The 19,646-nt window shown below is 72.4% G+C and carries 21 protein-coding genes, 1 tRNA gene and 1 pseudogene; 17 read left to right on the forward strand and 6 right to left on the reverse strand.

Going from position 1 to position 19,646, the window contains the following annotated elements; translation table 11 throughout:
* Positions 1–129: 129 nt before the first annotated feature.
* Positions 130–378, forward strand: coding sequence for a hypothetical protein (locus AB0E02_RS09095; RefSeq protein ID WP_362137400.1), 249 nt, complete (start codon positions 130–132; stop codon positions 376–378).
* Here the strand turns inward: AB0E02_RS09095 and AB0E02_RS09100 are convergent.
* Positions 306–608, reverse strand: a pseudogene (locus AB0E02_RS09100) (winged helix-turn-helix domain-containing protein); the annotation flags it as partial. The gene AB0E02_RS09095 and the pseudogene AB0E02_RS09100 overlap by 73 nt on opposite strands.
* Before the next feature lie 29 nt (positions 609–637).
* On the opposite strand from AB0E02_RS09100, the gene AB0E02_RS09105 reads away from it, so the two are divergent.
* The 3 genes from AB0E02_RS09105 to AB0E02_RS09115 all read left to right on the forward strand — a co-directional run bounded on the left by AB0E02_RS09105 (position 638) and on the right by AB0E02_RS09115 (position 3,479).
* Positions 638–1,480 carry a methyltransferase domain-containing protein gene (locus tag AB0E02_RS09105; protein ID WP_362137337.1) on the forward strand — a complete coding sequence of 281 codons (843 nt, stop codon included), beginning with the start codon at positions 638–640 and terminating at the stop codon, positions 1,478–1,480.
* 565 nt (positions 1,481–2,045) lie between these two features.
* Positions 2,046–2,297, forward strand: coding sequence for a hypothetical protein (locus AB0E02_RS09110; protein ID WP_030417332.1), 252 nt, complete (start codon positions 2,046–2,048; stop codon positions 2,295–2,297).
* A 9-nt stretch (positions 2,298–2,306) separates the two neighbouring features.
* Positions 2,307–3,479: an SPFH domain-containing protein gene (locus tag AB0E02_RS09115; RefSeq protein WP_362137338.1), complete on the forward strand. Its 1,173-nt coding sequence runs from the start codon at positions 2,307–2,309 to the stop codon at positions 3,477–3,479.
* A gap of 86 nt (positions 3,480–3,565) precedes the next feature.
* Here the strand turns inward: AB0E02_RS09115 and AB0E02_RS09120 are convergent, their stop codons facing one another.
* Positions 3,566–4,072: a MarR family transcriptional regulator gene (locus AB0E02_RS09120; RefSeq protein WP_362137339.1), complete on the reverse strand. Its 507-nt coding sequence runs from the start codon at positions 4,070–4,072 to the stop codon at positions 3,566–3,568.
* 621 nt (positions 4,073–4,693) lie between these two features.
* Between AB0E02_RS09120 and AB0E02_RS09125 the strand changes: the two genes are divergently transcribed.
* The 6 genes from AB0E02_RS09125 (at position 4,694) to AB0E02_RS09150 (ending at position 9,931) form a co-directional block, all read left to right on the forward strand.
* The gene (locus AB0E02_RS09125; protein ID WP_362137394.1) at positions 4,694–5,866 is read left to right on the forward strand and encodes a cytochrome P450; all 1,173 of its coding nucleotides are present in this window, start codon (positions 4,694–4,696) and stop codon (positions 5,864–5,866) included.
* Between the two features lie 201 nt (positions 5,867–6,067).
* Positions 6,068–6,274: a ferredoxin gene (locus AB0E02_RS09130; protein ID WP_362137340.1), complete on the forward strand. Its 207-nt coding sequence runs from the start codon at positions 6,068–6,070 to the stop codon at positions 6,272–6,274.
* Between the two features lie 413 nt (positions 6,275–6,687).
* On the forward strand, positions 6,688–7,035 hold the full coding sequence (locus AB0E02_RS09135; RefSeq protein ID WP_362137341.1) for a hypothetical protein: 348 nt from the start codon (positions 6,688–6,690) through the stop codon (positions 7,033–7,035).
* Between the two features lie 213 nt (positions 7,036–7,248).
* Positions 7,249–8,304: an NAD(P)-dependent alcohol dehydrogenase gene (locus AB0E02_RS09140; RefSeq protein WP_362137342.1), complete on the forward strand. Its 1,056-nt coding sequence runs from the start codon at positions 7,249–7,251 to the stop codon at positions 8,302–8,304.
* A gap of 176 nt (positions 8,305–8,480) precedes the next feature.
* Positions 8,481–9,092, forward strand: coding sequence for an LPXTG cell wall anchor domain-containing protein (locus AB0E02_RS09145; protein ID WP_362137343.1), 612 nt, complete (start codon positions 8,481–8,483; stop codon positions 9,090–9,092).
* A gap of 35 nt (positions 9,093–9,127) precedes the next feature.
* Positions 9,128–9,931: a SigE family RNA polymerase sigma factor gene (locus AB0E02_RS09150; protein ID WP_362137344.1), complete on the forward strand. Its 804-nt coding sequence runs from the start codon at positions 9,128–9,130 to the stop codon at positions 9,929–9,931.
* Between the two features lie 469 nt (positions 9,932–10,400).
* On the opposite strand, the gene AB0E02_RS09155 is transcribed toward AB0E02_RS09150, so the two are convergent.
* The gene (locus AB0E02_RS09155; protein ID WP_362137395.1) at positions 10,401–12,017 is read right to left on the reverse strand and encodes a nitrilase-related carbon-nitrogen hydrolase; all 1,617 of its coding nucleotides are present in this window, start codon (positions 12,015–12,017) and stop codon (positions 10,401–10,403) included.
* 375 nt (positions 12,018–12,392) lie between these two features.
* On the opposite strand from AB0E02_RS09155, the gene AB0E02_RS09160 reads away from it, so the two are divergent.
* The 3 genes from AB0E02_RS09160 to AB0E02_RS09170 all read left to right on the forward strand — a co-directional run bounded on the left by AB0E02_RS09160 (position 12,393) and on the right by AB0E02_RS09170 (position 14,432).
* Positions 12,393–12,995, forward strand: a complete 603-nt coding sequence (locus AB0E02_RS09160; RefSeq protein WP_362137345.1) for a DUF4232 domain-containing protein — start codon at positions 12,393–12,395, stop codon at positions 12,993–12,995.
* 167 nt (positions 12,996–13,162) lie between these two features.
* A complete protein-coding gene (locus tag AB0E02_RS09165) occupies positions 13,163–13,459 on the forward strand; it encodes a type II toxin-antitoxin system VapB family antitoxin (protein ID WP_030084955.1) in 297 nt (98 codons plus the stop codon).
* A gap of 346 nt (positions 13,460–13,805) precedes the next feature.
* Positions 13,806–14,432: a LytR C-terminal domain-containing protein gene (locus AB0E02_RS09170; RefSeq protein ID WP_362137396.1), complete on the forward strand. Its 627-nt coding sequence runs from the start codon at positions 13,806–13,808 to the stop codon at positions 14,430–14,432.
* 202 nt (positions 14,433–14,634) lie between these two features.
* On the opposite strand, the gene upp is transcribed toward AB0E02_RS09170, so the two are convergent.
* Entirely contained in the window at positions 14,635–15,270 is a 636-nt protein-coding gene (gene upp / locus AB0E02_RS09175; RefSeq protein ID WP_030417064.1) for a uracil phosphoribosyltransferase, read from the reverse strand.
* Between the two features lie 281 nt (positions 15,271–15,551).
* On the opposite strand from upp, the gene AB0E02_RS09180 reads away from it, so the two are divergent.
* The 4 genes from AB0E02_RS09180 to AB0E02_RS09195 all read left to right on the forward strand — a co-directional run bounded on the left by AB0E02_RS09180 (position 15,552) and on the right by AB0E02_RS09195 (position 17,346).
* Positions 15,552–15,824: a hypothetical protein gene (locus AB0E02_RS09180; protein ID WP_362137397.1), complete on the forward strand. Its 273-nt coding sequence runs from the start codon at positions 15,552–15,554 to the stop codon at positions 15,822–15,824.
* A 210-nt stretch (positions 15,825–16,034) separates the two neighbouring features.
* Positions 16,035–16,565, forward strand: a complete 531-nt coding sequence (locus tag AB0E02_RS09185) for a hypothetical protein (RefSeq protein ID WP_362137398.1) — start codon at positions 16,035–16,037, stop codon at positions 16,563–16,565.
* A gap of 56 nt (positions 16,566–16,621) precedes the next feature.
* Entirely contained in the window at positions 16,622–17,158 is a 537-nt protein-coding gene (tadA, locus tag AB0E02_RS09190; protein ID WP_362137346.1) for a tRNA adenosine(34) deaminase TadA, read from the forward strand.
* Positions 17,159–17,259: 101 nt separating this feature from the next.
* Positions 17,260–17,346 (forward strand) — tRNA-Ser (locus tag AB0E02_RS09195).
* Positions 17,347–17,407: 61 nt separating this feature from the next.
* Here AB0E02_RS09195 and AB0E02_RS09200 read toward each other — a convergent pair.
* Entirely contained in the window at positions 17,408–17,947 is a 540-nt protein-coding gene (locus AB0E02_RS09200) for a hypothetical protein (protein ID WP_362137347.1), read from the reverse strand.
* A 151-nt stretch (positions 17,948–18,098) separates the two neighbouring features.
* On the reverse strand, positions 18,099–18,878 hold the full coding sequence (locus AB0E02_RS09205; protein WP_362137348.1) for a DUF2127 domain-containing protein: 780 nt from the start codon (positions 18,876–18,878) through the stop codon (positions 18,099–18,101).
* Positions 18,879–19,646 lie beyond the last annotated feature (768 nt).

Here is a 19,646-nt window from a genome sequence, read left to right on the forward strand (position 1 = left end):
ATTGCGTCGACCACTGGGGCAGCCATCGGGTCGGCCGAAGAAGTGGCCAGCGGGCCGACCGAAGGACCGGCCACCCCCCGTTGGCGGTTGCGGTTGGCCACCCGGCTGTCTGAAGGGCAATCCGCAGGGATGTTCATCGAGCCGCCCGAAGGAACACCCATAGGCGCGGTCCCGGACACCCCCGGAGAACCGACCACTCCAGACCCGGTCACCGGCTCACCCGAAAAACCGAACACCCCAGCCGCGGTCACCGGCGCCGCCATGACCGCCGGCTCCGCCATGACCGCCGGCTCCGCCATGACCGCCGGCGCCGCCACGACCACCGTCCCGCCCCTCCCCCGCCCCGCGAGCTGCCCGTCCTCCCCCAGCCGTCGGTAGGCCTCGGTCACCACACCCCGCGAAACCCCCAGGTCAGCGGCGAGCACCCGGGTCGCCGGCAATCTGCTCCCGACCGGCAGCCGGCCGTCTGCGATGGCCTCCCGCAGTCGCCGCGCCAGCCAGTCGGCCCGTCCCCCGGCCGCTGCCTCCCGGATGTCCAGTTGAAGAAAGTCAGAGGTCCCCGCCGCCTTTATGGACCCCTCAGCCGCCCCGCCTTTGGACCTGTTCACCGATCCATTGTCCGCGCCACGCTGTCCCCATGCCCACCAAGAACCACGCCCGCTCCACCAACTCCCCCTATGTCCACGGCTATTCGCCCCGGGAGGCCCGCCGCCTCGGTGACCAGGCCGAGACCCTGGCCGCACTGCTGCACGCCGGTACGGCCTACGAGCCCGGCAGCCGCGTACTGGAGGCCGGCTGCGGGGTGGGCGCGCAGACCGTTCACCTCGTACGCAGCAGCCCCGGCGCGCAGATCGTCGCCGTCGACCGCTCGGAGGAGTCACTCGCCCAGGCCCGCGCCCACATGGCGGCTCAGGCCCCCGCCGCCCCCGTCACCTGGCACCACGCCGACCTGCGCCAACTCCCCTACTCCGACGCCTCCTTCGACCACGCCTTCACCTGCTTCGTCCTGGAACACCTCCAGGACCCGGCACAGGCGCTGGCCGAACTGCGCCGCGTCCTACGCCCCGGCGGCACCCTCACCGTCATCGAGGGCGACCACGGCTCGGCGCTCTTCCACCCGGCCAGCCGCCACGCACAGGCCGTGATCGACCACCAGGTACGCCTCCAGTCCGCGGCCGGCGGCAACGCCCTCATCGGCCGCGAACTGCACCCCCTGCTCGCACAAGCCCAGTTCGCCGCGATCACGGTGCGCCCCCGCACGGTCTACGCCGACGCCACCCGCCCAGCCCTGGTGGACGGCTTCACCCGCAAGACCTTCATCGCCATGATCGAATCTGTACGCGATGAGGCGCTGTCGGCCGGGCTCACCACCACGGCCGCCTGGAACCGCGGAATCACCGACCTCCACCGCACCACCGACCCCAACGGCACCTTCCACTACACCTTCTTCAAGGCAACGGCCCTCAAGCCCCGGTCTTGACCGCAGCCCCAGCCTTGACCGCAGCCCCGGTCTTCACCGCCGTCACGAGCTTCCCCAGGCCTCGACGGGAAACACGACGACCGGCCGTCCGGCACTGGCGACCAGCCCACCCGGCACTGGCGACCGGCCCATCCCGCACTTTGGAATCCCACTGGAATCCTGAGTCACGGACGGGGGCGGCCAAGGGGTGACCGTCGAGGACCTCGACCGCCCGCGCCAAGCCCTCCGACATCCTCAGCCTCGCCCCCGCCTCCGACCCCCGAGCACCCACACTGAGGGGCACCCCCGGCCGAAAGCCCCAGCGCCGTCCCCCCCCCGTCAGCGCCGTCCACCCCCGTCAGCCCTCCATCCCCTCCCCATCACTCTGCCGCCCTGCCGCCCTGCCACCCTTCCGACCTGCCGCCGTCCGGCCCCCTGCCCCTGCCCCCTGCCGACGCCGATGGGGAAGATCCGAAAGGCCCTCGGAGCCGACGTTCCAACTCACCGGCATCCCCCCATAGGCCCCCCGCGTTCGAGGGCGCTAATGTCGGATTTCCAGGAACGTAACGGGGGAGGGCAGCCGCCGATGGTGCAGGACGACGCGGTGATCGGCTGCACGGGAGTGCTCCTGATCGGCACTCGTGGGGCTGCCGGTCCCGGTGAGGTTCTGGTGCGGGTCAGGGGTGGCTCCGAGGCCTTTCTCGCCTGGTCCGCCGAGCCCCTTCCAGTAGGGGCAACCGTGCTCGTGATCGAGTCCCGTGGCAATCGCCAGGTCGACGTCATGGAGTGGACCGATCCGTTGGACGCGTTGACCGGCGACGCCGGCAACGCCGGCTGAGGAGACGAAATGTTCGGTTACCGCGTTCCCGCCCCAGATCAAGCCATGCTGATCTCGGGCGGCAGGCGTGGACAGGGCGGCGCGCCATTCCGGGTGGTGACCGGTCACGGAAAGTTCGTGCTGCCGGTGTTCCGCAAGGTGCGCTTCCTGACCCTGGCGATGTGCGAGGCAGAGGTCGCCGAGACCTGTGTGACCCGGCAGGGCATCTCGCTCACCGTCCGTGCCGTGATCGCGTTCAAGGTGGGCAACGACACCGAGAGCGTGGTCAACGCCGGCCAGCGGTTCCTGTCCGACCAGGACCAGATGTCGGTCCTGACCGGCCGGATCTTCGCCGGCCACCTGCGCTCCATCATCGGTTCGATGACGGTCGAGGAGATCGTCACCGAGCGCCAGAAGCTGGCCACCGAGGTGCTGGAGACGTCCAAGACCGAGATGGCCAAGATCGGCCTGATCGTGGACTCGCTGCAGATCCAGTCGATCGACGACGGCGACACCGGCTACATCGAGGCGATGTCCGCCCCGCACAAGGCCGCCATCCAGCGCCAGGCCCAGATCGCCCAGGCCCAGGCCACCCAGGCTGCGGTCGAGGCGCAGCAGGAGGCCGCCCGTAATCAGGCCGAGTACAACCGGCAGACCGCGGTCGTCCAGGCCGAGTACTCCGCCGAGGTGGACCGCGCCCAGGCCCGTGCCGCCCAGGCCGGTCCGCTCGCCCAGGCCCACGCGCAGCAAGAGGTCCTCGCCGCCCAGACCGAGCTCGCCGGACGCCGCGCCCAGCTGCGCCAGCAGGAACTGGTCGCCGAGGTCGTCAAGCCCGCCGAGGCCGAGGCGGAACGCATCAAGCTGCTGGCCACGGCCGAGGCCGAGCGGATGAAGATCCAGGCCGAGGCCGCCGCCTCGTACGACCGCGTGGCCCTGGACCGGATGCTCATCGACCAGCTTCCCCAGATCGTCAAGGAAGCCTCCGCGGGCCTGTCCAACGCCAATGTCAACGTCCTCAACGGCACCGACGGCCTCGGCGAAATCGCCGCCGGCCTCGTCGGCCAGGGCCTGACCATCCTCGACTCGGTCCGCCGCAACCTCGGTACCCCCGACAACCAATCCCCCACCAAGTCCCCCTCCTCCCCCTCCACCTCCAACTCCCCCTCGAACCCCACGCCGTCCGGCCGCGTGGAAATCGAATAGCCGCCGTCTCGGGACCCACCCCGAGACCAACCCCGGGACCAGCCCCGGGCCCGAACTCACCAGGGCCCGGGGCTCAGGGAACGGCCTCAAGCTCCTCGGCGCCGCTGGCGTTCCTCCTCAGCGTGCTCGGCGTGCTTGTGCCGGGCGTAGCCGACCAGGTGGTTGAGGACGGCGACGGTGGCGGCGATGTCCGCGTCGTCGAAGTCGGCGAGTGCATCGCGCAGGCCGGCCTGACTGGTCTGCTGCAGGCGCTGGAGGACGGCCTTGCCGTGCGGAGTGATGGCCACCTTCCGGGCGCGCCGGTCCAGCGAGTCCTGGGTACGTTCGACCAGGTCCTGCGCCTCCAACTGACCGATCTGCCGGGTGACATGGGGCGGCTCGACCATCAGCAGCTCGGCGAGATCGCCCACCCGGCAGATGCCGCCGCTGTCCTCCAGGGCCATCAACAACCAGAGGTCGGAGCGGGCCGCCGTCACGCCCGCCTGAGTCGCCTGGCGCTCGTGAGCCCGTGAGCGGGTGAGCAGATAGGACAGCGTGGCCAGCACCCTTTGCAGCGCGGCGGTGGGGTCCTGGTCTCTTCCGGGGTCCGGCATGCAGGCACTTTAGCGGCCGTTGGGATTCCGGAACCCCCAGCGCATACCAGGATCAGCGCTGCTCAGTACCTGTTTGCACGCTGGTTCCCGTACCCGAGCCGGAGCGCTTCCCGCACCCGCGCCGAAACGGTTCCCCCACCCGCGCCGGAACGGTTCTCGCACCGCAGCCGGAGCGGTGCCCGCATCCCCTCCGTGCCGGTTCCCTCACCGGGGCCTGCCGCGCGGGGCGGGGTCTGGGAGGCGGGTGGGGCCTCGGTTTTGAGCCAACCTTGGGGAGGCTCGGATCTTTCCTTCCGTCGCTTGCCGGCGCTGAGTTAACGTGTGAACGGTTAGTTGCTTAACTTAGGTAAGTAGTTGTGCGCGCGTCGGACCGGAATTCGGACGCCGTGACGTCGTGTCGTGCGCTTGCAACATCCCGTCGAGGAGTGGCGCCACCCCGCACCGTTGGCCACGGCAGAGCCGTGTCCCGATCGTGGAAGGACCAGCCGAATGACGACCGTAGAGCCCATCGACGTGAAGGATGGCGCCGACAGCGTTGATGCCGTCGGCACCGCAGGAACCGGAACCGCCCACGCCCTCAGCGACCCCGGCAGCGCCCCTCTCGCCCATGAGAGTGGGCTGATGGTGCCGGTGGGGCGGGAGAGCGGGTGTCCGTTTGATCCGCCGGCGGGGGTGGAGCGGGTGCGGCGGGAGCAGCCGGTGGTGCGGGCGACGCTGTGGGACGGGTCGTCGTGTTGGCTGGTGACGCGGCATCAGGACGTGCGAGCGGTGCTCGGGGACCCCAGGTTCAGTGCGGATGCGACCCGGCCCGGGTTTCCGTTCCTCACGGCCGGTGGGCGGGAAATCGTCGCCAACAACCCCACCTTCATCCGCAAGGACGACCCCGAGCACGCCCGGCTGCGCCGGATGCTCACCGCCGACTTCATGGTCAAGAAGGTGGAGGCGATGCGTCCGGAGGTGCAGCGCATCGCCGACGAGTTGCTCGACCGGATGACCGACGGGCGGAGTGCGGCGGATCTGGTGGCCGAATTCGCGTTGCCGCTGCCCTCGTTGGTGATTTGTCTGTTGCTCGGTGTGCCGTACGAGGACCATGAGTTCTTCCAGCGGCGCAGCGGCATTCTGCTCAGCCTCCGGTCCGAGCCGGAGGACATCCGTACCGCGCAGCAGGAACTGCACGAGTATCTGGTCCGGCTCGCCCGGTCCAAGCGTGAGCGGCCGGACGACGCCATCGTCAGCCGGCTGGTCGCCCGGGGCGAGCTCGATGACCACGAGATCGCGTCGATGGGGCGGCTGTTGCTGGTCGCCGGGCATGAGACGACCGCCAATATGACGGCCCTCTCCACGCTCGCGCTGCTCCGTAACCCCGGCCAATTGGACCGGCTGCGCAACGATCCGTCGCTGATCAAGGGTGCCGTGGAGGAGCTGCTGCGCTATCTGACGATCGTGCACAACGGTCTGCCGCGGCTCGCCACCGAGGACGTCACCCTTGGTGGTGTCACCATCCGTGCCGGCGAGGGGGTGCTGTGCACGCTCAACAGCGCCAACCGCGACGACGAGGTCTTTCCCGACGGCGATGTCCTCGACGTGGGCCGGGACGCGCGCCGTCATGTCGCGTTCGGCTTCGGCGTCCACCAGTGCCTGGGGCAGCCGCTGGCCAGGGTGGAGCTGCAGATCGCCCTGGAGACGCTGCTCCGCCGGCTGCCGGACCTGCGGCTCGACGTTCCCTTCGAGGAGATCCGTTTCCGGCATGACATGGGGGTTTACGGGGTGTACGCGCTGCCGGTCGCGTGGTGACCCGGACGACGGCCTGGGGACCACAGCTCAGGGACCACGGCCTAGAGACCACAGCTTAGGACCACGCCTAGAGACCACGGCCCAGTCGGCCGGGGCCCAGACGCCTGGGGCCTTCGGCCCCCGCTCAGCGGGCCCCCGCCCTCGGCCCCGCCGGTACCAGGTGCGGGCCCCACCGTTTTCGCCATCACTGAGGAGAGAGTCATGCGCGTCCAGATCGACCAGGAGAAGTGCTGTGGGGCCGGGAGCTGTGTGCTGTCCGCGCCCGAGGTGTTCGACCAGCGGGAGGAGGACGGCATCGTTGTCCTGCTCGATGCTGCGCCGCCGGCCGAGCTGCATGACGCGGTGCGGGAGGCCGCGGCGATCTGCCCGGCGGCCGCGATCACCGTGGAGCAGGTCGAGCGGGTGTAGCCGCCGGCGAATGGCCTCCCGACGATGCCCGCCGGATCGATTCGGCAGTACTCCTTCGTGTGACGGGCACATCGTCGGGCATGCGCATGGGCAGCTCGCTTTTCGCGCGGGGCGCCGAGCCCCCGCGGGAGAAGCAGGAAAGGAAGCTGCCCATGCGTCTGTCCGAGAACGCGTCCCAGAGGGCGTCCCGGAGCGGGTCCCAGAGCGCGCCCCAGAGAAGACCCCAGAGCGGGTCCCACAGCCCCTCCGTAGCCCTGTCCGGGGGCGTGCCCGCACGTGAGCCCGGTTATGGGCCCGTGCCTGGGCCCGGTAATGGGCCCGTACGTGAGCCCGGCGATGGGGCGGCCGTGCGTGAGCCCGGTGAGGAGCCCGTGCGTGAGCCGGGGCGCGGAGCCGTGGGTCGGGCCGCGCCTTTGCGTCGTTCCGTCACCGCGGTCGCCACCGTGCTCGGGGCACTCGCGCTTGCCGTGGCGTTGCCGGCGTCCTCGGCCGGGGCGGCCACCGGCCCGTTCAGCTACGTCTACGACGACGGGACCGGTCCGCGCATGGGGCTGCTGGCCGATCCGCCCAGCTTGGAGTGCATCACGCTGCCGGAGGTCGCCGACCCGGCCGTTCCGCCCGCGCACACGCCCAGGAACTACACCGCCTCCACGGCGACGGTCTTCGCCGGCGCCGACTGCACGGGCGACTACTTCAATCTTCGGCCGAACGGCGGCCATGCCTCCGAGCGTCTGAAGGTCCGGTCGGTCGTCTTCTCCTGACGGCATGCCCACGACCATGCCGACGACCGTGCCCACGACGGTGCCCGCGACCATGCACATGCCGGTGCCCACGGCCCTCGCATGCCCGCGCCCGTCCGGGCCGTAGCGTCGTGGGCCCGTCGCCCGAAGGTGGTTCCGCCAGTACTAGGCCTGCTGTGCATATGTTGAACGGTGCACTGGTTACGGAAAGCGGAACCACGCATTCTCGGTGGCATGACCCACACCTCTGTCTCCGCGTACGCCGCCCCCGCCCCGAAAGCACCGCTGGAGCGGATCACGATTCCGCGCCGCGAGCTGGGGGCCCACGACATCCTGATCGAGATCAAGTACGCCGGCATCTGCCATTCCGACATCCACACCGTGCGCGCCGAGTGGGGCGACGGCGGGACCTTCCCGATCGTTCCCGGCCATGAGATAGCCGGTGTGGTGGCCGAGGTCGGCGCCGAGGTCACCCGTTACCGGACCGGTGACCGGGTCGGTGTCGGCTGTTTCGTCGACTCCTGCCGCGAGTGCGACAACTGCCGGGCGGGCCTGCAGCAGTACTGCACCGGCGAGCTCGGCAACGTCGGCACGTACAACGCGACCGGCCGGGACGGCGAGCCCACGTACGGCGGTTACTCGACGCACCTGGTGGTGGACGAGAACTACGCGCTGCGCATCCCCGACGCCCTCCCGCTGGATGCCGCGGCCCCGCTGCTCTGCGCCGGCATCACGCTCTACTCCCCGCTCGCCCACTGGAAGGCCGGTCCCGGCAAGAAGGTGGCCGTGGTCGGTCTGGGCGGTCTCGGGCACATGGGCGTGAAGATCGCGCACGCGATGGGCGCGGAGGTCACCGTGCTGAGCCAGTCGCTGCGCAAGAAGGACGACGGCCTGCGGCTGGGCGCGGACCACTACTACGCGACCTCCGACCCGGCCACGTTCGAGCAGCTCGCGGGCACCTTCGACCTGATCGTCAACACCGTCTCGGCGAACCTGGACCTGAACGCGTACCTCGGGCTGCTGCGCACCGACGGCACGCTGGTGCAGGTCGGTGCCCCGGAGCGCTCGCTGCCGGTCGCGGCGTTCGCGCTGATCCCGGGGCGGAAGTCGCTCGCGGGGTCGATGATCGGCGGCATCCCGGAGACCCAGGAGATGCTCGACTTCTGTGGTGAGCACGGGCTGGGCGCGGACATCGAGGTGATCGGCGCGGAGCAGATCAACGAGGCGTACGAGCGGGTGCTGGCGAGCGATGTGCGGTACCGGTTCGTGATCGACGCTTCGACGATCTGAGGACGGCTGGCAAGCCGGCCAGCCGGCGGCGGGGGGGCCGGCGGGGCGGGCGTGAGGCGTTACGGGAGCCGGGGCGGAAAGCGGTGCGCGGAAGAAATCCGGGTGGGTGCGGCAACCCCAGGGTCCGCCGGGCGTCGTGAGGGGTGAGGGCGCCAATCGGCGCCGCCCTTCGACGCATGAACGTGGAGCAGCCGACCGTGACCCCGAAGCACACCCCGTCCCCCACTACGGGACACGCCCCGTTCCCCACTACGGGACACGCCCCTTCCGCCTCCCCCTCCTCCTCCCCCGCCCACCGGGACCGTGCCCGTGCCGGGCTCGTCGCGGTGCTCGCGCTGGCCGTCGTACCGGTGCTGGCCGGCCCGGTGATGGCTGCCGGGTCGGCGTACGCCGCCGAGCGGTCGCCGGCCGCCGGTGCGTCCGCGGTCCCGAGTGCCCGGCCCACCACTCCCGGCCACCACGGAACGACCGCGCCGACCGCACCGCCCACGTCCGCCCGCCCGGAGCCGACCGCGCCGCCTTCCTCCTCCCACCCTGAGCCGTCCGCCTCGCCCACCCGGCCGGGGCACCGGCCGCCCACGGCGACGCCCAGCCCCAGCGTGCCGCCGGGCACGAAGCCGACCGCCGAGCCGAGCGCGGTCCCGTCGGCCGCGCCCGCCCAGGGAGGCAAGCAACTCGCGCGCACCGGCGCCTCTTCCGGGACCACCGCGGCGATCGGCGGTGCCGCGGCCGCGCTGCTCGCCGCGGGCGGCACCACCGTGTACGCGGTCCGCCGCCGGCGCGGCTGAGTCCGTCCGCGCCGCCCGCCCCGGTACGTACGTCCATGGAGTACTCCGCAGCCGTCTGCCCCGCCCCGGTCCGGTTCGCCGTGCCGGGGCGCCGGCATGCCCGGTGGCGGTGGCGGTGGCTGCTGACCGCGCAATGGCTGGTGCCTGCGCGATCCCTGCTGCCCGTGCCATTGCTGCGGCCCGTGCGAGGGCTGCTGCACACCGCCCGGCCGACCGCCACCCACCACCGCACGACCCACCACGACACGCCCCACCACCGCACGCCCCACCACGACGGCTCCCCTCACGATGACGCCGCCCCCGCCCCCACACTCACCCCCGCGCCCACACCGGCGCCCCCGCCGTCCGATCCCCCGCCCACCATCAGCGAGCTCTACCACGCGCAGCGGCTCGCCATGGTGCGGCTGGCGGTACTGCTGGTCGATGACCGGGCGACCGCCGAGGACGTCGTCCAGGACGCGTTCACCGCGCTCTACAAGCGGCACGGCGAGCGGCTCACGGACGTGGACAACGCGCTGGCCTATCTGCGTACCGCGGTCGTCAACGCCGCCCGTTCGGTGCTGCGGCGCCGGCGTACCGCGCGTGACTACACCCCGCCCCACGAGGCGGACGCGCCGTCCGCCGAGGAGCGGATCGTGCTGGACGAGGAGCACCGCGAGGTGTTCGCCGCGCTGAGCGGGCTGACGGCCCGTCGCCGGGAGGTGCTGGTGCTGCGCTACTGGGGCGATCTGACGGAGGCCCAGATCGCGGCCACGCTGGGGATCAGCCGCGGTGCGGTGAAGTCGATCGCCAGCCGGGCGCTGGACTCCCTGGAGAAGATCTTGGAGGGGCGGTCATGAACCAGGAGAGGGAACTGCCCGGGGACGTACGGCCGGTGGAGGAGCGGTTGCGGCGGGCCTTCGCGGCGCGTGCGGAGGGCATCGACGTCCGGGACCTGCGGCCGGCCGCGCCGCCCGGGCCGCGGTCGCACCCCGCCCGGCGGCCGGCCACCCCGAAGTGGCTCCGGCCCCGCCCCTCCCGCCAGCGGCAATCCTCGCCGCGTCCCTCCTGGCTGCCGCGCCCCTGGCCCCGCCACCCCTGGCCGCTCCGCCCCTGGCTGCGCCGCTTCGGTCTGCCGTTGGCCGCGGCCGTGGCGGCCGCGGCCGTCGCCTTCGGCTATCTCGCGGCCGCTCCGGACGCGACCCCGGGCCCGTCCGACCGGCCGGCGCCCGCGACGCCGCCGCGCCCGGTGGGCCCGACGCCGTCGCCGTCGTTCCCCGGGCGGCCCACCGGCCAGCCGGACGGGCCGTCCCCGGGCGGGCCCTCCACCTACCCCTCCCCCGGGCGTACGTTCCCGGGCAGCGCCTCCCCGGACGGTGCGTCACCCGGCGCCTCCGCAGGCAGTACGTCACCGGGCGGTGCCTCCGGGCCCAACGCCTCGCCGGGGCCGGACGGCGAGCCGTCCCGGGCGCCGCGCACCGAGCCGCCGCGGAGCAGCGGTACGGCGCGTCCGCCGGCGACTCCGAGCCCCAGCACGAGCACCGTCCCGACCGCGCAGAGCAGGGCGAACACATCGCCGGCCGCGCCGTAGACCGTCTCGGTGCGCGGCTGGACGGGCAGTTGGGCGACGAGGGTCTGCCGGTCCGCGGTGAAGTAGTCGGCCGTGGACCGGATGCGGCCCTGGTGGTCGACGGCGGTGGCGACGCCGTGCACGGACTGCCGGATCATGGCGTAGCCGTATTCGACGGAGCGGAGGACGGCCCGCTGGGCGTGCAGCGCGTCGAAGCCCGGCCAGTCGTTGGCCGGCACCATGACCAGGGCGGCCCCCTTGTCGGCCGCCTGCCGCATCAGGGCGGGGAAGTCGGCGTCGTAGCAGATCACGTTGGCCAGCCGCCCGTACGGCGAGGCGGCGACCGGCACGTTCCCCTTGCCGGGCCGCATCCGCTCCATGGGGGTGGGGTGGGTCTTGTCGTACGTCCAGGCCACCTTGCCGTCCGGGGTGACCAGTGCGGCGACGTTCCGTACGTAGGGGGCCTGCGGGACGAAGAGTGCGTAGGCCGCGTCGACGTAGACGTGGCGGGCCCGGGCGATCGCGGCCACCCGGCCCAGCAGGCCCCGCTCGTCGGCCGCCAGGGCCCCGGCCTGGGTCTCCGGCCAGACCACGATCCGGGCGCCGGCCCGCGCCTCCCGTTCGGTGCCGGCCACCAGGTCGTCGGCGACCGGTGCCAGCGCCGCACGCACCCGGTCGGGAGCGGCCCGGACCAGCCCCCGCGGCCGGTACAGCTGCAGACCGCCGGCCCGCAGGGCCCGCTCGGTGGCCCGTTCCGCGGTGCGGCCGGCGCTGATGCCGGCGACCCGCACGGTCTTCGTCGTCGGCGGGAAGAACACGAGCCGTACGCCGCCGGCCCCCAGGACGACGGCGAGCACCCCGGCCCACACCAGTGCGCCGCGCCGGATCTCCCGCCGGTGGGTGCCGCGCTGCCACGCCCAGTGGGCCGTCGAGGCGGTCCAGGCGACGACGAAGCTGATGCCGTAGGCGCCGGTGACGGAGGCGAGTTGGAGCAGCGGCAGGAAGCCGTGCTGGGTGAAGCCGAGCAGGCCGTAGTCGCCGAAGTCGACGAGCCGGGTGAAGAGGTACTCGCCGCAGACCAGGACCGTCGGGAAGACCAGGGTGCCGGCCGCGGAGGCGGTGCGCGCCGCGACCACCCGGTCGGCGGCGAACGCCAGTGTCTGGAGGAAGGCGAGCACCGCGAACGCGCCCAGTGCGGACGGTACGAACACCAGGCCCGTCGACAGCAGCCACACCAACTGGCCGAGTCCCAGCGCGTATCCGACGCGCAGCAGACCGCGCCGGGCGGACCGCAGCCGGGCGTAGCGCAGCAGGAAGACGGGGAACAGCCAGGCGGCGAGCGCCACATGCCAGTTGCTGTGCACGGCGAGGGCCAGGAGGACGGTGCCCGCCCACCAGAGCCAACGGCCGGGGGGCCGTGGGTTGGAGCCTCCTCCCGTTCCTCGCGCTCGTGCGCCGCTTCGGAGCCGGGTCGTCACCGGTGGCATCCCACTGTTCCCTTCGTCGTTCGGCCGTTGCCGTGGCTGCCGTCGTTGCCGTGGCTGCCGTCGTTGCCGTCGTTCCGGCCGACGCTAGGAAGAGTTGGGGCTCCGGCACCGCCGCCGTTCGGCAGGAGCGACCCCCGACTTTCGTCAGGTCCAGGCCCTCCTCCACCCGCCCCTCGCCCCTCGCCCCTGGGCGTTAGCCGCGCGTTAGCCGATCAGCAGCGGTGGCGCGGAAGGTCAGGTACACGCCATCGTCCGGGAGCTCCCATGCCGTCGTCGCTCTTCAGCACCGCCCGCCGGGCCCTCGCCGCGGCGCTGACCGTCACCGCCGTCCTCGCGCCGGTCACCGCCTGCCACGGGGCCGCCGCCAACCGGTCCGACGACCCGGCCACCGCCGTCTCCCCGGCGCCCGCCTCGCCGACCGTGACGAACGGCGGCCCGCCGCGGGGCCCGGGCGGCCGGGTCGTCTGCACGCCCGAGATGCTCCGCTTCCACGCCGGCGCGCTGCCGCACCGGGCCCGTCGGATGCTGCTGACGGTCACCAACTACGCGGACCGGCCCTGCGACTTCGCCGCGCCGCACCATCCACTGCTGAGCTTCGGCGAGGGCCGCCGGCCCGCCGTGCCGGTGATCGGGCGCAGCCGGCCGGGCTCCGTCACCACCCTCGCCCCCAATGCCACCGCCTACGCCCTGATCACCACCGGTACGGGCGGCAGCGGCCGGAAGGTCTCGCAGTTCGGGGTCGCGCTGGCCGCGCACACCGGCCCCACCCAGGTCGGCCTGGACGACCGCACTCCGGCCCGGGTCGATCCGCACACCGCCCGCGTCACGTACTGGCAGCCCAACCTGGCGGCCGCCTTGCGCTGGTGAGGCGGAGCGGGGAGATCCGCGCAGCGACTTCCTGACGGGTGCCATCCCGGCAGATCTCGCGCCGGAGCAGGTCATCGGCGGTTTCGGTCCCGGTTTTCGGCAAAGATCACCTTTCCACCGCTGCGGGATGGCTGCGCCCGGTGCCGCTCGCCCGGTAGGCTTTCCGTGTGATCTTCAAGCGCATCGGAAATGGGCGGCCGTACCCCGACCACGGCCGGGAGAGCACCCGCCAGTGGGCGGATGTCGCCCCGCGCCCGGTACGCCTCGACCAGTTGGTGACCACCAAGCAGCAGCTCGACCTGGAGACGCTGCTCGCCGAGGACTCGACGTTCTACGGCGACCTCTTCGCGCACGTCGTGAAGTGGGAGGGCGACCTGTATCTGGAGGACGGTCTGCACCGCGCGGTGCGCGCCGCGCTCCAGCAGCGCCAGGTGCTGCACGCCCGGGTCCTCGAACTGGGCTGACACCCCGCCAGCAGTACGCCCCCGGACGGCACGTCATCGCGGCCGGGCCCGCCGGCTGCACCCAGGCCCACGCCTCCCTGTGCCCAGCTCCGCACACCGCTGAGTCCGGGCGGGCCCGCACGCCCCTGCCACCAGACCCGGCCGCCCTGTAAGCCGTTCGCCGAGCCCGCCCCCGTCACCGGGCAAAAACCCACCCTTACCGCCCGACCCGGCACGTCCCCACCCAACCCACCCTGCCCGAATTGACCCTTTTGGGTTGGGTCTCGCGCCACGCGTTGATCATCTAGTAGGCACGGCCTGTCACCCGCACTACGCTGCGCCCATGAGCATGCTGACGCCCCCGGGCATGGGCGGTAAGAAGTACCGCATCACGGGCGACAGGTATCCGCGGATGCGCCGCCCCCGCCACCGTCGCCGGATCGTCCTCACCCTCCTTGCCACGGCCTGCGCGCTCGGTCTGGTGGGCTGGGGCACCCTGCAGCTCATCGACGTCTTCGGTGGCCGGACCGGTACCGCGCAGGCCGCCCAGGACAAGAAGCACTGCCCGGACGGCGGCCGGAAGACCGCGGTGCCGGCCACCCCGGCCGCGCAGAAACCGCCCGCGCCCGGCACCCTCACCGTCAACGTCTTCAACGCCACCCAGCGCTCCGGGCTCGCCAAGCGCACCGCCGACGAGCTCAAGAAGCGCGGCTTCAAGATCGGCAAGGTGGGCAACGCCCCGGCCGCCTACGACAAGAAGATCAAGGGCGCCGGGATACTGCTCGGCCCCACGGCGGCGGTCGACGGCCCGCTGAAGGTGCTCGCCACCCAGCTCGCCGGTGCCGAGCAGAAGACCGACGGCCGCAAGGGCGCCGAACTCGACCTGATCATCGGCGACGCCTTCAAGGACCTCGCCACCCCGCAGGCCGCCGCCAAGTCCCTGGCCGTACTGAACCATCCGGCCAAGGAACCGGCCCGCGACGCCACCTGCTGACCGCACGGAAGCCGAAGCCGCAAGCCGCAGAGCCGCCCAAGCCGGCAAGCAGCGAGACCTGTCGGCCATGCGATCGGGCCCCGCACCACCTGGTGGTGCGGGGCCCGATCACTGCTCGGAAAGGTCTTCGCGAAAGCTTTCACTGCTCGCAAAGAGCCGCTCGGAACGAGGCTCGAAATGAGGCTCGGAAATGAGGAGTGGCTCAGCCGGCGGTGCCGTACATCCGGTCGCCCGCGTCGCCGAGACCCGGCACGATGTAGCGGTCCTCGTTCAGCCGCTCGTCGACCGCCGCGGTGACCACCGTCACCGGCGTACCGGCCAGCGCCTTCTCCATGACCGCGACGCCCTCCGGTGCGGCCAGCAGGCAGATCGCGGTGACGTCGTCCGCGCCGCGCTTGATCAGCTCCTGGATCGCCGCGACCAGCGTGCCGCCGGTGGCCAGCATCGGGTCGACGACGTACACCTGCCGGCCCGAGAGGTCGTCGGGCATCCGCGTGGCGTAGGTGTGCGCCTCGTAGGTCTCCTCGTTGCGGACCATGCCCATGAAGCCGACCTCGGCGGTGGGCAGCAGCCGCACCATGCCGTCCAGCATGCCCAGCCCGGCCCGCAGGATCGGCACGACCATGGGCCGCGGGTGCGAGAGCCGCACGCCGGTGGTCGCCGTCACCGGCGTCTCGATGTCGACCTGTTCGGTGCGCACGTCCCGGGTGGCCTCGTAGGCGAGCAGGGTGACCAGCTCGTCGGCGAGCCGCCGGAAGGTGGGGGAGTCGGTGCGCTTGTCGCGCAGAGTGGTGAGTTTGTGCGCCACCAGCGGGTGGTCGACGACGTGGATCCGCATGACATCGACAGTAACCGAGCCGGAGGACCCCGGCGCCCGCCGTGCACCGCCCGGCCGCCGGCCACGATGGCGCGGCCCGGCTGGCATCACTCCCCCGGTTAGCGGGAAAGTGGGCACGTACGCCCGATCTTCCGTACGCCCGATCTTCCGTCCCGCCCTCGGGCGCAGTCCTCGCAATCCTCGCAGTCCTCGCCGAGGTGGTGTGCAGCGTGCCCGACCCCCAGTGGACCGACGACACCGACGACACCTACGACGCCGACGACACCGGGCCCGGCACCCCGATGAACGGCCGGCAAGCCGCCCCGAAGACCCGCCGGCAAGCCGCGCCGGACGACGGTCCGTTGAAAGGCCCGTTGCACGGCGCGTTGGACGTCCCGCTGGACGGCGCCGGCACCGCCCCCGAGACCGAGGGCGAGGCGGCGCGCCGACGGCGCCGGGCGCAGTTCCTGCGCGAACTGCACGAGGCGAAGGAGCTCCGCAACCGCGTCCAGCCGCGCCGGGTGCGGGCCGAGCGGATGCGCCAGGCCATGCGGATGCGCTCTTTCCGCTGGTAGTCGAGGGCATTCCGCTGAGAGCGGAACAGGCCCCGGGGCCCGGTAATGCTGCGGCACGTGAGCGACATCTCTCACAACCTCCGCACGACGCAGCGCCGAAGACCCCGCGCGAACGCGTTGTTTCTGCCACGATTCCGAAGGGGCGGGACCACCGGCGTGCACGCCGCCCCGCCCCGGCCCGGCACGCCTATGACCAGTGGGAGAGTCACGGTGTACTTCGCCGCACTGCTCGCGCGCACCGAAGACGGGTGGGAAGCGAGCGATACGGAGCTCGACAATGTGGAGACGCTGACCGATCTGGCCGATCTGGCCCGAGAGGCAGCGGTCGACGACGACACGGTGGTGGCCTTGCTGGAGCAGGAGGACGCCTGGTTCGGGGTCGTCCGGGTGGACGGCGACGACGACCCCCGTATCTTCGTCTCGAACGCCGCCGCCGCGGCCCGCAGCTCGTACGGGTCCTTGCTGACCGACGAACTGCTCGGCCGGGACGAGACCGTCGAGGACGACCTCGACAGCCTCGACCTGGACGGGACGGAGGACGGCGAACCCGGCGCGCAGGACGCGGAGGCCGAGGCGGACGACCAGACCGGTACCCCGGTCCCGACCGGCCCGCTCGGCGACCCCGCGCTCCTGGACGACCTCGGCGTCGGCGAGAAGGACCTGCTGGCCCTGGAACGCGACGCCCTCTCGGAGATCGCCGACGCCCTGGGCTGCACGGACGTGCTGGAGGCGGTCCGGTAGCCCGGGACCGCACCGGCCCGTCACCGGCAGCCGTCCCGGTCACGGACACTGGGGGCATGAGCGCCCCCCGGTCCGGCCCGCTGCCCGACGTTCCGCCTCCCCCGGCGCCCGATCCGCTGCCCGATCCGTTGGGTGATCCCTTGCGCGATCCCTGGATCGCGCCGATGCGGCAGGCGCTGGGCGAGGCCGCCCGGGCCCCCGGGACCGGCGACGTCCCGGTGGGCGCCGTCGTGCTGTCCGCGGACGGCACGGTCCTCGGCACCGGCCACAACGAACGCGAGGCCACCGGCGACCCGACCGCACACGCCGAGGTCCTCGCACTGCGGGCGGCGGCACGGGCCGTCGGGGAGTGGCGGCTCACCGGCTGCACGCTCGTCGTCACCCTCGAACCGTGCACGATGTGCGCCGGCGCGCTCGTGCTCTCCCGGGTCGACCGGGTCGTCTACGGCGCCCGCGACGCCAAGGCGGGCGCGGCCGGCTCGCTCTGGGACGTGGTACGTGACCGACGTCTCAACCACCGCCCCGAGGTCATCACCGGCGTCCTTGAGGCGGAGTGCGCGGCCCTGCTCACCACGTTCTTCCGCGACCGCTGACCAGCGGCGGGACCGCGTACCCGCCCCGGCCCCGACCCGTTCGTCCCGCCCCCGGGAATCCGATTTCGGTGCACGGCCCCCCGTGGGCTAAGCTCTCTCTCGGTAGCGTGTCCGAGCGGCCGAAGGAGCGCGCCTCGAAAGCGCGTGAGGGGGCAACTCCTCCGTGGGTTCAAATCCCACCGCTACCGCTCAAGGGCAAAGGCCCCGATCCCTTCCGGATCGGGGCCTTCGTCATGTCCGGGGTGGCGGCTAGGCGTTGCGCCGGCCCCGCAGTGCACGGCGCACGAAGTGCACGATCAGCCAGATCACCAGCACGATGAGGACCAGAAGGACGACGAACACGACGATCAGGAAGATGCCCAGCTTCTTGAAGAAGCCGCGCTTCTTCTTCGTCTTGCCCTTCGACGTCTTGCCCTTCGACTTCCACGAGGACTTCTTGCCCTTGTAGACGGTCTTGAGGTGCGGCGTGGAGTGGTGCGAGCCGTGCGACGAGTGGAACGCCCCGTGGCGGCCGTAGGCGAGGGGCTGCGCGGGGGCAGCGGCGACCGTACGCACGGACCCGGTACGGACCGACTCGGTACGGACCGACTCGGTGCGCACGTAGTCGTTGCCGGCGGGCTCGGTGCGGACGGTGGCGGCGCGGGCCGTCTCCGGGGCGGTGCGGACGGCCGCCGTGGCCGGTGCGACGGCGGCGGCCAGCAGGCCGGCCAGCAGCGCCAGCACCACCGCCGTGCGCCGGCGCGCCGCGGACGGGCGCGGCGAACCGGAGCCGGAACGTACGGAGTTCACGGGCGTGGATGCGGGCGGGGATACGTTCGCAGACGTAGAGGTGGGTGTAGGTGTGGGTGTGGGTGTGGGTGTGGGTGTCGGCATGGTGGGGTCCCCCCGGGGTTCGGACGTTGCGGCGTTCGGGCGTTCGGACGTCGCGGAGTGCGGGCGTTCAGGCGTTGTGGGGCGTCGTGGTCAGACCGGCCGAGGTCTCGACCTCCAGGAGGGAGGCGCTGTGCCGCTCCGCGTCGAAGGCCGCCCGGCCGCCGCGTAGCCCGAACAGCCGCTTGGCGAGCGCGATGTAGAGCACCGCGAGGATGTTGACGACGAGCGTGGCGATCTTGAGCCAGCTGACCTTCTCGGTGAGCTCGTAGATCTCCAGCGGCAGGAAGGCGGCGGTCGCGACGACCGTCAGGTACTCCGCCCACCGCTTGGCGTACCAGAGGCCCACGCCCTCGACGATCTCGATGACGGCGTAGACCAGCAGTGCCACGGCCACCAGCACCAGGGTGGAGTGGCGGTAGCCGAAGGTCTTCTGGATGGTGCCGACGACCGGGGAGTGGTCCAGGTCGTAGTGGAAGTGCCGGGCCACCGGGCGGAGCACGGCGATGTACTCGTCGAAGAACCGGCGGACCGCGTCCTTGCGGTTGCTGAACTGCCAGACGCCGACCGCGGCCAGCACGATGAAGACGCCGCGCACCGCCCGTTCGACGGCCAGGAAGCGCAGGATGAACAGGTCGCGCAGGACCTTGCCGCGCGGGACGAGCGGGGCGTCGGCGGCCGGGCCCGCGCCGTGCGGCTCGCCGAGCGCGAAGTCGCCACAGCGCAGGCAGCGCCAGGCCACGCCGAGCGCGGTGTCGGCCCGCAGGTTCTGCCGGAGGTGCTCCTCGGTGGGGAGGTAGGTGATGTGCCCGCGGCGCGCGCAGGTACGCCGGTCCCAGTCGATCTTCATCGTCGGAGCCCGTGGTCCTTTCGTCGTCCCACACGGCCGCCCGCACCGCGCCGCGGCGCGCCGCCGCGCGTCAATCTGTCGCGTACATGATGCATGTACGCCGCGTCGTACGAGGTGAGAGACGCGGGTACGGCGGGTGGCGGTTGCGTGGCGGCGACGGGCGCGAGGGGGCGACGGGACCGCCAGCGTGAGGGGGCGAGGGGGCGAGGGGGCGAGGGGGCGAGGGGGCGAGGGGGCGACGAAAACGAGGAGGGGGAGGGGGAGGGAAGGGGGAGGCCGCGGGCCGGTCGACGGGGCCACGCCGGCCGATCGAGCGGACCAAACGAGGCCGGTCCGGGGGAAGCGGCCTCAAGGGAAGCCGCTCCCCCCGGTGCGGACCGAACCCCCAAGCCCACGCCGCCTTCGCGGGGAAGTCGCGGCATGGGCCCCGCAGCGAGGCCCTGGTCCGGGGCCCACGGATTCCTGCCAGATCCATCGGGCCACCGGTTTCATGCTGCCTGCCGGGCCCGCTCCGACGGCTCGGCAAAGGGCCTGCTTCACCGGGCCTTTGGTCCATAAAGTCCGCATCAGGGGCCAGTCAGGGACCGGATCAGGGACCGGTCCGGGGACCGGAGGGGTGACCGGTTCAGGGCCCGGGCCGACCTCGCCGGAGGAGAACCGTGCGTACTCCCGGCTCCCCGGATCGAACACGTGTGGTTACACTCGCCCGACTGCATCCAGCCGCCCGCACCACCGCGGGAGCTGCAGGGACGGCCGCAGGGGACTGCC

This window comes from Streptomyces sp. NPDC048196 (assembly GCF_040652715.1).
In the GTDB taxonomy this organism is placed as follows: Bacteria; Actinomycetota; Actinomycetes; order Streptomycetales; family Streptomycetaceae; genus Streptomyces; species Streptomyces siderophoricus.